At 70.0% G+C, this 13241-nt stretch carries 11 protein-coding genes; 6 read left to right on the top strand and 5 right to left on the bottom strand.

What is annotated here, in order from left to right; genetic code table 11:
* From kdpA to ACFYXB_RS10830, 3 genes are all read left to right on the top strand, one after another.
* Positions 1–1656 carry a potassium-transporting ATPase subunit KdpA gene (gene kdpA, locus ACFYXB_RS10840; RefSeq protein WP_389580156.1) on the top strand — a complete coding sequence of 552 codons (1656 nt, stop codon included), beginning with the start codon at positions 1–3 and terminating at the stop codon, positions 1654–1656.
* 77 nt (positions 1657–1733) lie between these two features.
* Positions 1734–3257, top strand: a complete 1524-nt coding sequence (locus ACFYXB_RS10835; protein WP_389580153.1) for a glycoside hydrolase family 43 protein — start codon at positions 1734–1736, stop codon at positions 3255–3257.
* 247 nt (positions 3258–3504) lie between these two features.
* Complete coding sequence (locus ACFYXB_RS10830; protein WP_389580151.1) at positions 3505–4554, top strand: endo-1,4-beta-xylanase; 1050 nt, start codon at positions 3505–3507, stop codon at positions 4552–4554.
* A 129-nt stretch (positions 4555–4683) separates the two neighbouring features.
* On the opposite strand, the gene ACFYXB_RS10825 is transcribed toward ACFYXB_RS10830, so the two are convergent.
* Together ACFYXB_RS10825 and ACFYXB_RS10820 are read right to left on the bottom strand one after the other, a co-directional pair.
* Entirely contained in the window at positions 4684–4890 is a 207-nt protein-coding gene (locus ACFYXB_RS10825; RefSeq protein WP_351347353.1) for a DUF5999 family protein, read from the bottom strand.
* Positions 4891–5212: 322 nt separating this feature from the next.
* Positions 5213–5797, bottom strand: a complete 585-nt coding sequence (locus ACFYXB_RS10820; protein ID WP_389580146.1) for a hypothetical protein — start codon at positions 5795–5797, stop codon at positions 5213–5215.
* 550 nt (positions 5798–6347) lie between these two features.
* On the opposite strand from ACFYXB_RS10820, the gene ACFYXB_RS10815 reads away from it, so the two are divergent.
* The gene (locus tag ACFYXB_RS10815; RefSeq protein ID WP_389580143.1) at positions 6348–7865 is read left to right on the top strand and encodes a glutamate--cysteine ligase; all 1518 of its coding nucleotides are present in this window, start codon (positions 6348–6350) and stop codon (positions 7863–7865) included.
* Positions 7866–8137: 272 nt separating this feature from the next.
* A complete protein-coding gene (locus ACFYXB_RS10810) occupies positions 8138–8938 on the top strand; it encodes a type II CAAX endopeptidase family protein (RefSeq protein ID WP_351347484.1) in 801 nt (266 codons plus the stop codon).
* On the opposite strand, the gene ACFYXB_RS10805 is transcribed toward ACFYXB_RS10810, so the two are convergent.
* The gene (locus ACFYXB_RS10805; RefSeq protein WP_351347359.1) at positions 8928–9740 is read right to left on the bottom strand and encodes a PhzF family phenazine biosynthesis protein; all 813 of its coding nucleotides are present in this window, start codon (positions 9738–9740) and stop codon (positions 8928–8930) included. The two genes, ACFYXB_RS10810 and ACFYXB_RS10805, sit on opposite strands and share 11 nt — an antisense overlap.
* Before the next feature lie 200 nt (positions 9741–9940).
* On the opposite strand from ACFYXB_RS10805, the gene ACFYXB_RS10800 reads away from it, so the two are divergent.
* Positions 9941–10633: an RNA polymerase subunit sigma gene (locus tag ACFYXB_RS10800; protein WP_389580139.1), complete on the top strand. Its 693-nt coding sequence runs from the start codon at positions 9941–9943 to the stop codon at positions 10631–10633.
* Between the two features lie 22 nt (positions 10634–10655).
* Here ACFYXB_RS10800 and ACFYXB_RS10795 read toward each other — a convergent pair whose 3' ends face one another.
* Both ACFYXB_RS10795 and ACFYXB_RS10790 read right to left on the bottom strand, forming a co-directional pair.
* A complete protein-coding gene (locus ACFYXB_RS10795; protein WP_389580136.1) occupies positions 10656–11402 on the bottom strand; it encodes an SDR family oxidoreductase in 747 nt (248 codons plus the stop codon).
* A gap of 90 nt (positions 11403–11492) precedes the next feature.
* A complete protein-coding gene (locus ACFYXB_RS10790; protein ID WP_389580134.1) occupies positions 11493–13235 on the bottom strand; it encodes an L-aspartate oxidase in 1743 nt (580 codons plus the stop codon).
* Between the last annotated feature and the right edge of the window lie 6 nt (positions 13236–13241).

Genomic DNA, 13241 nt, shown 5'->3' with positions numbered 1-13241 from the left:
ATGTACGCCTGGCTCCAGGCCACCCTCATCCTCGCGGTCGTCGTCGCACTGCACGTACCGCTCGGCGACTACATGGCGAAGGCCCTCGACGGCGGCCAGCACAAGCGTGCCGAGCGCGCACTGTACAAGGTGTGCGGCATCGACCCGGACCGCGAACAGGACTGGCGTCACTACCTGTTCGCGTTGCTCGCCTTCAGCCTGATGAGCATTGCGGCCCTCTTCGCCCTCTTCACCCTCCAGGGCAAGCTGCCCTGGTCCACCGGCCACGAGGGCATGCCCTGGCGGCTCGCCCTGCACACCGCGGTCAGCTTCACCACCAACACCAGCTGGCAGAACTACGCGGGCGAGTCCACCACCGGCCACCTCGCCGTGATGGCGGGCCTCGGCGTCCAGGCCTTCGCCTCGGCCGCCGTCGGCATCTGCGCCGCGCTGGCCCTGATCCGGGGCCTGGTGCGCCGGGACACCGATCAACTCGGCAACTTCTGGGTCGACCTGATCCGTACGATCTTCCGGGTCATCCTCCCCCTGTCGATCGTCTTCGGAATCATCCTGATCGCCCTGGGGGTTCCCCAGAGCCTGGGCGCCGCGCACACCGTCACCACGGTCGCGGGCGGACAGCAGACCCTGCTCGGCGGCCCGGTCGGCTCGTGGGAGCCGCTGAAGCTGATGTCGGGCGACGGCGGTGGCGTCTTCAACGCCAACAGCGCGCACCCCTTCGAGAACCCTTCGGCGTACAGCAACGCGATCGAGATCGTGCTGATGCTGCTGATCCCGACCGCGTTCATCCGCACCTACGGCCGCATGATCGGTTCCCTGCGGCAGAGTTGGACGCTGCTCGCGGTCGTCGGCATCCTCTTCGGCCTGCTGCTCGCGGCTGGCACTCTCGCGCAGAGTGCCCACAACGGCACGGTGACGGCGGCGGTCGGCGGGCAGTACGAGGGCACCGAGACCCGGGTCGGCGTCCCCGGCTCGACGCTCTTCGGTGTCGCCGCCACGGGCTCGGCTGACGGTGCCGCGAACGCGTCGTACGACAGCTTCTCCAGCCTCGGCGGAGGGGTGCTGCTGTCGGCGATGATGCTCGGCGAGATCGCCCCCGGCGGCACCGGCAGCGGCCTGTACGGCCTGATCATGGCGGTGATGATCGCCGTGTTCATCGGCGGTCTGATGGTGGGCCGTACGCCCGAGTACCTGCGCAAGCGGATCGGGTTCCCGGAGATGCGCTACGTCGTCCTGTACGCGCTGGTCGCCCCGACGGCGATCCTGGGCTTCGCGGCGCTCGCGATCGCACTGGGCGACGGCCAGTCGTCGATGGGCAACCCCGGGCCGCACGGCCTGAGCGAGCTGGTGTATGCCTACACCTCCAACGTCAACAGCAACGGCAGCGCGATGGCGGGCTTCAACGGCGCCACCGACTTCCACAACCTGCTGATGACCGCGGCCATGCTGATCGGGCGCTACGTGCCGATCGTGTTCCTGCTCGCCCTGGCCGGCCGGCTGGCCCGCCAGCAGCCCGGTGTCGTCACCGTCGGCACGCTGCAGGCCCGCGGCGTCAACTTCGTCGCCCTGGCCACCGGAGCGGCCCTCATCCTGGCGCTCCTCAACTTCCTTCCGGCCCTGTCCCTGGGGTCACTGGCGGAAGGACTCATGCGCTCCTGACGGATTGACGGGCCCCTCCCTCGACCGTAACGTTCGCCAAATTGGTCGAAAGTTTCGGATGGGAGGGTCAGACCCACATGAGGACCTACGACAACCCGGTGATCCCCGGATTCCACCCCGACCCCAGCGTGTGCCGGGTGGAGGAGGACTACTACCTGGTCTGCTCCAGCTTCGAGTACTTCCCCGGCATCCCGCTCTTCCACAGCCGGGACCTGGTGCACTGGCGGCAGATCGGCAACGTGCTCGACCGGCCGGGGCAGTGGGAACTGCCCGACGACACCCCGGCGTCCGGCGGCGTCTACGCGCCGACGATCCGGTACCACGACGGCCGCTTCCACGTCATCACCACCGATGTCGTCGGCCTGGGCACCTTCCTCGTGACCAGCGACCGGCCCGAGGGACCCTGGTCGGACCCCGTCCGGATCGACCTGCCCGGCATCGACCCCGACCTCGCCTGGGACGACGACGGCTCCTGCTGGTGCGCCGTCGCCGGAGTCCAGGTGGCCCGCATCGACCCGGGCACGGGAAAGGTGCTCGAAGGCCCGCTGCCCGCCTGGTCGGGGACGGGACTTCGGGACCCGGAGGCCCCGCATCTCTACCGCATCGGCGCATGGTGGTACCTGCTGTTGGCCGAGGGCGGCACCGCGCTCGGCCATGGCGTCTCCATCGCCCGCGCCCGCTCCCCGCGCGGCCCCTGGGAACCCGCACCGGGCAACCCCCTTGTCTCCCACCGCGGTTCGGGATCACTGATCCAGTGCACCGGCCACGCCGACCTCGTCGAGGCGGCCGACGGCAGCTGGTGGACGGTCCTGCTGGGCACACGTCCCAAGGGCTACTTCCCGGAGTTCCACGTCCTCGGCCGGGAGACGTTCCTCGTGCCGGTGGAGTGGGCGGACGGCTGGCCGCGGGTGGGGCCGGTGCGCGAGCGGCATCCGGCGCCCGCCGCCTGGCATCCGGTCGAACCGCCGCCGGTGCGCGACGACTTCGACGCCCCGGCCCTCGCCCCGCAGTGGATCTCCCCGCGCCGTCGGCCCGAGGGTTCCTGGTCACTGAGCGAGCGGCCGGGATGGCTGACGCTGACGGCCACGGGGAACAGTCTCGACCGGCCCGGGCACACCTTCGTCGGCCGCCGCCAGCAGCACCCCGACTGCCGGACGGCGACGCTGGTCGATCCGGGCGCCGGGCGGGCCGGGCTGTCGGTCCGTATCGACGAGGCGCACCACTACGACCTCGAGGTGGGCGGGGGAGCGGTGAGCGTGGTCGCGCGGATCGGCCCGGTCCGGCAGCGAGTTGCGGAACTGGCCGTTCCGGCCGGGCCGGTCACGCTCGCCGTCGACATCCGCACGGCCGACGTACTGCCTCCCACGGTCACGACCGCCGACGGACATGCTCCCGGCCTCCGGGCCGGCGGCCCCGACACCATCGCCTTCTCGGTCGAGGGCCCGTCAGGGACCGTACGGCTGGCGGAACTCGACGGCCGCTACCTGTCCACGCAGGTCGCGACGGGCTTCACCGGGCGCGTCATCGGCATGTACGTCACCGAGGGCGGCGCGGCGTTCGACTGGTTCGACCACGGTCCGAAACCCGTCGCGGCCCGCTGAGCGCAAGCTCCCCCCGGCCGCGCGGAAGTTGTCGGCGGATTCGCCGTGCACGAGGGGTTGTTATCTGTCACCGACTGTCCTTAGGGTGCGGCAGCAGCAGCGAACCTTTCTGGATTTTCTTCGAAACTTTCGACCCGCCGAACAGGCACGCGCCGCCACCGGGCACAAGCTCGGCGGCGGCCGTTCCGCCGGTGCCGTGACGGGATGCCACGCACCGGCGGACGTACCCAAAGACAGGAGTCGCACCATGTCCAAGACCGGAACGCGCCTCAGACTCGCCGGCGCCATCGCCGCCGTCCTGGTGGCCGTCGGCGTCGTGACCGGCCCCGCCGCCCAGGCGCACGACCGGCAACCCGGCCTCGCCGACCTCGCCCACCGGCACGGCCGCTACTTCGGCAGCGCCGTCGACAATCCCGCACTGGCCGACAGTCCGTACCTGAAGATCCTCGGCGACCAGTTCGACATGATCACGCCGGCCAACGGCATGAAGTGGTACGCCACCGAGCCGCAGCAGGGCGTCTTCGACTGGACCGACGGCGACGCGATCGTCAAGCTGGCCCGCGCCAACCACCAGCGGGTCCGCGCCCACACCCTGGTCTGGCACAGCCAGCTGCCCGACTGGCTCACCTCGCGCCAGTGGACCGCCGGCGAACTGCGGTCGATCCTCAAGAAGCACATCTTCGCCGAGGCGGGCCACTACCGAGGCAAGGTCTACTCGTGGGACGTCGTCAACGAGGCTTTCAACGAGGACGGCACCTACCGCGAGACCCTCTGGTACAAGACCCTCGGCCCCGGCTATATCGCCGACGCCCTGCGCTGGGCCCACCAGGCCGACCCGCACGCCAAGCTCTATCTGAACGACTACAACCTCGAGGCGATCGGCCCGAAGAGCGACGCCTACTACCAGCTCGCCCAGGACCTCAAGGCGCAGGGCGTGCCGCTGGACGGCATCGGCTTCCAGGGCCATCTGGCGCTCCAGTACGGCTATCCGACCACCCTGGAGGACAACCTCCGGCGCTTCACCGAGCTGGGTCTCGACACCGCCCTCACCGAGGTCGACGTCCGGATGCAGCTCCCGGCGACCGACGAAAAGCTGGCCCGGCAGGCGACCTGGTACCGGGACCTGACCGAGGCCTGCCTGGCCGTGCGCCACTGCGTCGGCGTGACGATCTGGGACTACACCGACAAGTACTCCTGGGTCCCGGGCGTCTTCCAGGGCGAGGGCGCGCCCCTGCCGTGGGACGACCAGCTCCGGCCGAAGCCGGCGTACTACGCGCTGTACGAGGCGCTCGACTGACGCACCCGATCCGGGCGGCTACAAGGAGTAGCCGTCCCCGGACGCGCGTCGGGGCCGGTGCGCACCGATTCGTGTGCGAGCCGGCCCCTCAAGTCACCGGGCGGAGCGGGGGAACGCCCGGGTGGTACGTCAGGCGGCCGTCATGACCCATTCGGCACCGAGCGGGCGGTGCGGGGCGATGACCTGGCCGTCGGGCAGGAGCTCACCGGTGTCCTCGAAGAGCAGAACGCCGTTGCACAGCAGGCTCCAGCCCTGTTCCGGGTGGTGCGCCACGAGACGGGCGGACTCCCGGTCGGCGGATTCGGCTGACGGACACGGTGGCTGGTGCTGGCACATGGGTGGGATCTTTCGCTGTGTCGTGGTCATGAACGTCCCCCGTTGTGATGAGTAGGTCGGAACCCAGTGTTGCCCTCTGAACGTCAATCCGCAGGGATTTCGCAGCACCGCTTCTTCACAGGTTGATGACGCCTCACCCACGCGGATGGTTCATCCCAACTGGGCGGTCGCTTCGGGTGATTCGTGATGGCCGAGGGGGGCTAGTCCGGTCGGGGCCGGGACGCCGGAAACGCCGAGGTACCCCGCCGCGCGGAACGGGAGACGGGGTACCGGAGGGGTTGCTCTTGGGCGGGTCCTCTCTGGCGGTTTGTCCGGGGCGGGTTCAGGCGGGCGAGCCGAGCAGCGGCGCGGGTGTCACCCGATGGGTCAGGACCGGCAGCAGCTCGGCCACCCGGTGCGTCCGGTGGGCCGCGATGCCGGGAGGTGCCGGGGCCAGCGGCACGAGCAGATCGGTGGCGGCGGGGTGGCCCTCGGCGCCGTCCGCAGCGCAGTCCCCGTGCAGCCACAGCGTCAGCATGTACAGACCGGGAACCGACAGCAGACGTGGCTGGTAAGGCTGTTGCAGGGTCTCGGCATGGCGCAGTGCCTGCTCGGTCGAGGCGATGTACGGGCCTTCGAAGAAGTGCGAGAAGGCCCAGCCGTCCGGGGTCAGCATGGTCTCGGCCGCCGCCACCGCACGGTCGCCGCAGCGGATCAGGAAGCGCCAGCCGGCCAGCCGGGTCGCGGACACGCCTTCGGCGGTGATCCGGTCCAGGACGTGGACGGGCAGCGGGAGTTCGGGAGTGGCAGGCTGCTGGGCGGTGCGGAGGGAGGGGGTTCGGGCCTCGCGGACCGCGGTGGGGGAACCGAGGGCCGTGAGGACGGAGCGCAGTGCGGGCGTGGGCGCAGGGGGGACATGCAGGGGCATGGTGGGTCGCCTCTCGTTCGACAGGCGCAGTGGCGCGAGGGCGTGGGCGGACGGCGCTGTCTGCTCGATGGGGTCAGGGAGGCGGGCCCGGGTCGGTGAACGAGATGCGGACGAGCCCTGCCGCTCGTCACCTTGACGGCAGGACCGAGGACCGGGGCGCCAACCTTCTGCCTTGTTCGCGGAGTTTATACGACTCGTGTTCAGACGATGTTTCATCTAGCTGTTTACGGCTACCCGAACAAGGCGCAATTCAGCCGCTGATTCGCGGGAAACATCCCGATTCCCCGTCCGGGCAGCACCGTTGACCTCGCGTGACGCCGCCGGAGCGGTCGGCCGAATGTCGTCGGCGTTTTTCACGAGGCCCTCGGGGAAAGCGAAGTTGCACCCTGCTTCATGCCCCGTGAATGTGCCCCCGGACTCAATCAAACAGAGTAGCGGGCAACGGGGCCGCGCGGGACGTTATCGATCGCTTCGGATGGGCATCATCCCTCCTGACCCGGGACTCCGGCGGCCGGCTCGTCGGCCCGCCCATCCGAGGAGGGACACTTCGATGGGGGAGAAGGTCGTGGCGGGGCCGTTCGGCCTGTCCGATCGCCAGCGCTACCGGGAGAAGCTCCGGAAGTGCCTGACGGGACTGGAGCGACTCCTGGCTCAGAAGCGGTTCGACCGCCCGAAGAACCTGATGGGCCTGGAGATCGAATTGAATCTCGCCGGTTCCGACGGCATGCCCCGAATGATGAATGCGCAAGTACTGGAACGTATCGCGAGCCGCGATTTCCAAACAGAACTCGCCATGTTCAACCTGGAAGTCAACATAGCCCCACATAGATTGGGCGGCCGGGTATTCGACCGACTCGCCGAGGAACTTCGCACCTCGCTGGCGTACGCCGACCGGAAAGCCGGCGAACTGGACGCCGGAATCGTGATGATCGGCATTCTGCCCACGCTCGAACGCGACGACCTGGTCTCCGCGAACCTCTCCGAGGTCGACCGCTACGCCCTGCTCAACGACCAGATCGTGGCCGCCCGCGGCGAGGAGTTCGTAGTCGACATCGAGGGCGTCGAACACCTCCTCTGCACCTCGGAGTCGATCGTCCCCGAGGCCGCGTGCACCTCGGTGCAACTGCACCTCCAGGTCACCCCGGGCCGCTTCGCCGCCGTGTGGAACGCCGCGCAGGCCGCCTGCGCGGCGCAGATCGCGGTCGGCGCCAACTCGCCCTTCCTGTTCGGCCACGAGCTGTGGCGCGAGTCCCGGCCCCCGCTGTTCCTGCAGTCCACCGACACCCGGCCGCCCGAACTGCAGACCCAGGGCGTGCGGCCGCGCACCTGGTTCGGCGAGCGGTGGATCTCCTCGGCGTACGATCTGTTCGAGGAGAACCTGCGTTACTTCCCGGCGCTGCTGCCGATCTGCGACGACGAGGACCCGCTCGCCGTGCTCGACGAGGGCGGGGTGCCGAAGCTCGCCGAACTCGTCCTGCACAACGGCACGGTGTACCGCTGGAACCGACCCGTGTACGGCATCGCCGACGGCGTCCCGCACCTGCGCGTCGAGAACCGCGTCCTGCCCGCCGGGCCCACCATCACCGACGTCATCGCCAACGCGGCCTTCTACTACGGCCTCGTGCGCGCCCTCGCCGAGGAGTCGCGGCCCGTGTGGACCCGGCTGCCCTTCGAGACGGCCGAGGCCAACTTCGACGCCGCCTGCCGGTACGGCATCGACGCCCGCTTCGTCTGGCCCCGGCGCGGACGGTACGGCGGCACGGCCGAGGTCGACGCCGTGACCCTCGTACGCGACGAACTGCTGCCGCTCGCCGAGGCCGGACTGGACGCGTGGGGCGTCGAGGCCGCCGACCGTGATCTCTACCTGGGCGTCATCGAGGAACGCTGCCGACGCCGCGTCAACGGCGCGTCCTGGCAGGCGGCGACCTTCCACCGCGCTCTGGAACAGGGCCTGTCCCGCGAGGCAGCCCTGGCGGCGACCACTCGCCGCTATACCGAACTCATGCACGCGGGCGACCCGGTACACACCTGGCCGGTGGGCCTGCCGGAACCGGTGCTGCTGGGCTAGGACCGCCACCGAAGGGGAGTGGCCCGCCGTGCCTGCGGCGACGGCGAGGACCAGGGCCGTCGCGTCCGCCACCGCGCGTCGGCGGCCGTGGGGACGGGGGTCGGCCGCGCCTGCCCGGGACTGATCGGGCAAGCTGTGACGTCCCAGGACGGTGGAGCTCCTACCGCCCGTCCGCCCGACCACGGCCTGTCGTGCGCATTCTCGTAACTGCTTTCGAGACCCTGGTGGGGCCGGGACGGGAACGGAGCGGGACGGGGCGACTGAAGGCAGGTGTGCAGGTGGAGGCGGAGCCGGTGGCCGGTTCTTTTCCGCGGGAGCGGCTCTCGCGACGGATCTTCCGGGACGAGACGTTGCTCGTTCTGGGGCTCTCGCTCGGTGCGAGCGGAGTGTCGGCCCTGATCAGCTTTGTCGGATCGGTCACGAAACCGGGCGGCCTCAAGGACCAGGCGGCCACCCTCAACGCCTCGGCCGCACCCGGCCGGCCATGGCTCGATCTGGCCTGGCAGCTCTTCGGGATCGCCACCGCACTGATCCCCGTCGCGCTGGTCGCCCACTTCCTGATGCGTGAGAGCCAGAGCCTGCGCACCCTCGGCTTCGACCGTACCCGCCCCTGGCCCGACCTCGGCCGCGGCGCCGCCGTCGCGGCCGTGATCGGCAGCACCGGAATCGCCTTCTACCTGGCGGCACGCGGCCTCGGCTTCAACCTCACGGTGGTCCCCGAGGCGCTGCCCGACGTGTGGTGGAAGTACCCGGTGCTGATCCTGTCGGCGGTGCAGAACGCGGTCCTCGAAGAGGTGATCGTCGTCGGCTATCTGCTGCGCAGGCTCGGGCAGTTGGGCTGGACGCCGGGCAGCGCGCTGGTGGCCAGTTCCGTGCTGCGCGGCTCCTACCACCTCTACCAGGGCATCGGCGGCTTCGTCGGCAACATGGTCATGGGCGTCGTGTTCGTCTACCTCTACCGGCGCTGGGGCCGGGTGGGCCCGCTGGTGGTGGCCCATTCCCTGCTCGACATCGGGGCGTTCGTCGGCTACGCGCTGCTGGCGGGCAAGGTGGGCTGGCTGCCTACGGCGTGAGCAGTTCGCCGTCGATGACGGTGACCGCGCGCCCGGTGAGCAGCGTACGGTCGCCGCGCAGCCCGGTGCGGACGAGGCCCGAGCGGCGGGAGGCCTGGAGGCCGGTGAGATCCGGGCGGCCGATCCGCTCCGACCAGTAGGGCGCCAAGGCGGTGTGGGCGCTGCCGGTGACCGGGTCCTCGTCGATGCCGACGTTGGGGAAGAAACAGCGGGACAGGAAGTCGTACCCCCGGTCCGGGTCCTCGGCGCGGGCGGTGGCGATGATGCCGCGCGCGGAGTAGGCGCCGAGGGCCTTGTGGTCGGGGGTGAGTGCGCGGACGGTCTTTTCGTCGGAGAACTCCAGCACCAGGTCGCCCACGTTCGGTCCGCTGTCGAACGCGGTGACCGGCTCGGCGCCGAGCGCTTCGGCAACCCCGGCCGGGACGTCGACCCGGGTGAGCGGGGCGGTCGGGAAGTCCAGGGTGATCGAGCCGTCCTCGCCGGGGGTCGCGACGAGCACGCCGCTGCGGGTGGCGAACCGCACAGGTCCCTCGTGGGCGCCGGTGGTGCGCAGGACGTGTGCCGTGGCGAGCGTGGCGTGCCCGCACATCGCCACCTCCGTGACGGGCGTGAACCAGCGCAGCGCCCAGTCGGCGTCGCCGCCCTCGGGCAGCCGGTGCGCGAACGCCGTCTCGGCGTGGTTGACCTCCATGGCGACGTTCAGCAGCCAGTCGTCGTCGGGGAAGGCGTCGAGGAGCAGAACTCCGGCCGGGTTGCCGGAGAAGGGGCGGTCGGTGAAGGCGTCGACGATTCGTATCCGCATGATGCCGACGGTAGAGGTTCCGGCGGGCGGTCGGCCAAGGCCAATTCGGGAGTTCTGGCCCGGCTGAGCGCACCGCACGTCGCTTGCTGTCACAACATGAGCCGGTCTTCGGTCAAAGTGTCATCGAGCGCGGACTCATCGCCTGGACGACCGCCACGGCGGTCGTGCCGGGTGGTGCGATGCGGGACGGAGGACGCCCTATGGACCATCGTGATGCTGTCCCGATCGCCGAGTTGCTCGACGAGCGTCGGTACCTGCTGGATGTCGCCCACGGGATGCTGCGCAGCCCGAGCGCTGCGGAGAGTGTGGTCGATCGGACCTACCGCCGGTGGTACGCCCTGTCGGACGCGGCGCGCGGCAGGATCGCGGTTCCCCGGACCTGGCTGGCGAGGACCGCGGTCGAGGTCTGTCTGGACCGGCTCGCCGTGTCCGACGGGGGTGCGGCCGGCGGCGGGGAGAAGGCCTGCCGGGTCGTGCTCAACGAAGTCTTCGAGACGGCCCCCACGACGCCCCTGGAGCACGACGCGCTCGCCCGCGCGGTCCGTGACGCCTGCATGCGCGAGGACGCCGTACTGCTCGTGTCGCTCCTGCGCCCGGACGTCATGGCGTTCTTCGACGGCGGCGGCAAGGTCCGGACACTCGTCGGGCCGGTACACGGCAGCCGGCAGGTCGCCCGCAGCCTGCTGACACTCCTGGCCCGCCGCCCGCGCTCCACCCTGACCGCGCACTCCGTCAACGGCCGCACCGGACTCGTCGCCCGCTACGACGACCAGGTGGCCGCCGTCATCTGCCTCGACATCGCCGACCACCACGTCGCACATATCTGGGCCGTCCTCAACCCCGACAAACTCCGCCTCTGGAACCAGCCCCACAGCCAGGTGGCCCCCGCCTGACGGCGAGGGCCACCCGAAGGGCTCACTGCTGCCGCGCGAGCCAGTCGGTGAACCGGGTCTCGGCGATGTGCGCGTCCGGGCCGGGCAGGAGCGTGGTCTCCGCCAGTTCGGCAGCGAAGTACCGGGCCTTCGGGTCCGTGACCACGGTGCGGGGATCGTTCGCGGCGGCCAGTCCCGTGCGGATCAGTTCGTCGAGCCCGAAAGTCTCGGGGCCGGCGACCTCCACCACACCGCCCACCGGGCTGCCGACCGCGGCGCGACCGACGGCCGCGGCCACATCGTCCGAGGCGATGGGCTGGATCTTGGCCGGGGCCAGACGCACGGTGTCGCCGTCGGTCGCCTCGGCCGCGATCGCCTTGACGAACTCGAAGAACTGCGTGGCGTGCACGATGGTGTACGGCATCCCGGACGCCTTGATCAGCTCCTCCTGGGCCTGCTTGGCGCGGAAGTACCCGCTCTCCTGCAAGCGCTCGGTGCCGACCACGGACAGGGCCACGTGGTGCGTGACGCCGGCCTCGGCCTCCGCCTCCAGGAGGTTGGTCGTGGCAGTGCGGAAGAAGACCATGACGGCCTCGTCCTCGAACGAGGGGGAGTTGGACACGTCCACCACGACCGACGCACCCTTCAGGACCTCGGCCAGCCCCTCGCCCGTCAGCGTGTTGACGCCGGTGTTGGGCGCGGCGGCGACCGCCTCGTGCCCGTGCTCGGCGAGTTTCCCGACCAGCTTCGAGCCGATGAGCCCGGTTCCACCGATCACTACGACCTTCATGACGGAATCCTCTCGAAGGAGTTCATTCGTTCTGCATTGAAGAGACCGGGCAGCGGCTCCACTTGTGACAGGGTTTCGGGTGGGACAAGGTCATTCGACGAGCTTTCCGTCGGTCGAGACTTCTTCCATCAGCGCGGAAATCTCATCCGGAACGGCCGGAATGCTTTCGTGGGTGATACCGGTCGTCGGGGACCACACGAGATTGACCTGGAGAGCGGGATCCAGGTCGGGGTAGTCGCTGCGATTGTGACAGCCGCGTGTCTCGCGACGTTCCAGCGCCGCTTCGAGCGTGGCCCGGGCCGCCAGGGCGGCGGACTTGAGATCGAAGGCGTGAGCGAGGTCCTGATAGCCCGCGATGTCCGGGTGCACGCCGACGCTCTCCATCCTCTTCTCGATCACCGCGAGTTCCGCGAGCCCGGCGCGAAGCCCCTCCTCGTCGCGTACGACTCCCGCGTGTTCGGTCATGGTGTTGCGGACGGCGCGCTGCAGAGCGCGTACGTTCTCCGGACCGTCGACGGCGAGAAGGTCGTCGATCTCCGCGCGAGCCTCGGCCGTTGCCGACGCCGACCGTGGTTGCGCGGTCAGGGACTGCGAGTAGACGGCGGCCGCCTGAGCCGTGATGCGGCCGTAGACCAGCAGCTCGATGAGACTGTTCCCGCCGAGGCGGTTGGCGCCGTGCAGCCCGCTCGACGCCTCGCCGATGGCATACAGGCCGCGCACGTCCGTGCTGTGGTCCTCGGGACGCACCCACACCCCGCCCATCGAGTAGTGGGCGGTGGGCGCGACCTCGATCGGCTCGCGGCTGATGTCCAGCATCTGCAGGTCCATCAGCGTCTGGTAGACACGGGGCAGCCGCGTCATGATCGTCTGCCGTGGCAGATGGGAGACGTCGAGCCACACGCCGCCGCCCGCAGTGCCGCGCCCTTCCTTGATCTCCGTGTACGAGGCCAGGGCCACGCGGTCGCGGGTGGACAGCTCCATGCGCTCCGCGTCGTAGCGCGCCATGAACCGTTCCCCGAGCGCGTTGCGCAGGATGCCGCCCTCGCCCCGAGCAGCCTCGCTGACCAGGGTTCCGGCCGCGTTCTCCGGCTCGAGGAGCCCTGACGGATGGAACTGGACCAGCTCGGGGTCGCGCAGCCGGGCTCCGGCCTCCACGGCCAGACGGAAGGAGTCGCCCGTGTTCTCGTCGCGCCGCGAGGACGTGCGCCGCCAGATGCGGGTGTGGCCACCCGCCGCGAGAATCACGGCGTCGGCGTGGATCAGGTGGCGCGTTCCGTGCGTGAGGTCGAAGCCGTACGCCCCGAAAACGGCACCGTCGTGTACCAGGAGCCTGGTGATGTAGACGCCGTCCAGCACGGGGATGTCGAGCTGTTCCGCGCGCGTGATGAGCGTGCGCTGGATCTCCAGGCCGGTGTAGTCCCCGGCGAATGCAGTCCGCCGGAACTTGTGGGCGCCGAAGAACCGTTGGGAGATCCTTCCGTCCGCTTCCCTGGCGAAGTTCATGCCGTAGCGTTCCAGGTCGTCGATGCCTCGGGCGGCACCCTGAGTGACGATCTGGGTGGTACGGGGGTCGGCCAGCAGATAGCTCTCCTTGAGCGTGTCCGCCGCGTGCTGCTGCCAGCTGTCCTCGGGATCCATGGTGGCCAGGGCCGCGTTGATTCCCCCGGCCGCCAGTGCTGTGTGGGCGTCGTCCTTGGGGCGCTTGCCGACCGCGAGGACGTCGACCCCGGCCTCCGCCAGTTCGATGGCCGCTCGCAGCCCGGCGCCCCCGGTCCCGATCACCAACACCGTGGTGGAAAGACGTCGTTCGGTGATAGCCACGATCTGCTCCATTCGCCT

This window comes from Streptomyces sp. NPDC002619, assembly GCF_042889305.1.
In the GTDB taxonomy this organism is placed as follows: domain Bacteria; phylum Actinomycetota; class Actinomycetes; order Streptomycetales; family Streptomycetaceae; genus Streptomyces.
The sequence above is the reverse complement of the archived record's forward strand: the minus strand, read 5'-3'. Positions and strand labels throughout refer to the sequence as shown.

What these genes read in the sequence shown, in the direction of transcription:
- ACFYXB_RS10790 (WP_389580134.1), bottom strand. Translation starts at nt 13,235, where the DNA reads ATGGAGCAGATCGTGGCTATCACCGAACGACGTCTTTCCACCACGGTG.
- ACFYXB_RS10835 (WP_389580153.1), top strand. Translation starts at nt 1,734, where the DNA reads ATGAGGACCTACGACAACCCGGTGATCCCCGGATTCCACCCCGACCCC.
- ACFYXB_RS10820 (WP_389580146.1), bottom strand. Translation starts at nt 5,797, where the DNA reads ATGCCCCTGCATGTCCCCCCTGCGCCCACGCCCGCACTGCGCTCCGTC.
- ACFYXB_RS10800 (WP_389580139.1), top strand. Translation starts at nt 9,941, where the DNA reads ATGGACCATCGTGATGCTGTCCCGATCGCCGAGTTGCTCGACGAGCGT.
- ACFYXB_RS10815 (WP_389580143.1), top strand. Translation starts at nt 6,348, where the DNA reads ATGGGGGAGAAGGTCGTGGCGGGGCCGTTCGGCCTGTCCGATCGCCAG.
- ACFYXB_RS10830 (WP_389580151.1), top strand. Translation starts at nt 3,505, where the DNA reads ATGTCCAAGACCGGAACGCGCCTCAGACTCGCCGGCGCCATCGCCGCC.
- kdpA (WP_389580156.1), top strand. Translation starts at nt 1, where the DNA reads ATGTACGCCTGGCTCCAGGCCACCCTCATCCTCGCGGTCGTCGTCGCA.
- ACFYXB_RS10795 (WP_389580136.1), bottom strand. Translation starts at nt 11,402, where the DNA reads ATGAAGGTCGTAGTGATCGGTGGAACCGGGCTCATCGGCTCGAAGCTG.
- ACFYXB_RS10805 (WP_351347359.1), bottom strand. Translation starts at nt 9,740, where the DNA reads ATGCGGATACGAATCGTCGACGCCTTCACCGACCGCCCCTTCTCCGGC.
- ACFYXB_RS10825 (WP_351347353.1), bottom strand. Translation starts at nt 4,890, where the DNA reads ATGTGCCAGCACCAGCCACCGTGTCCGTCAGCCGAATCCGCCGACCGG.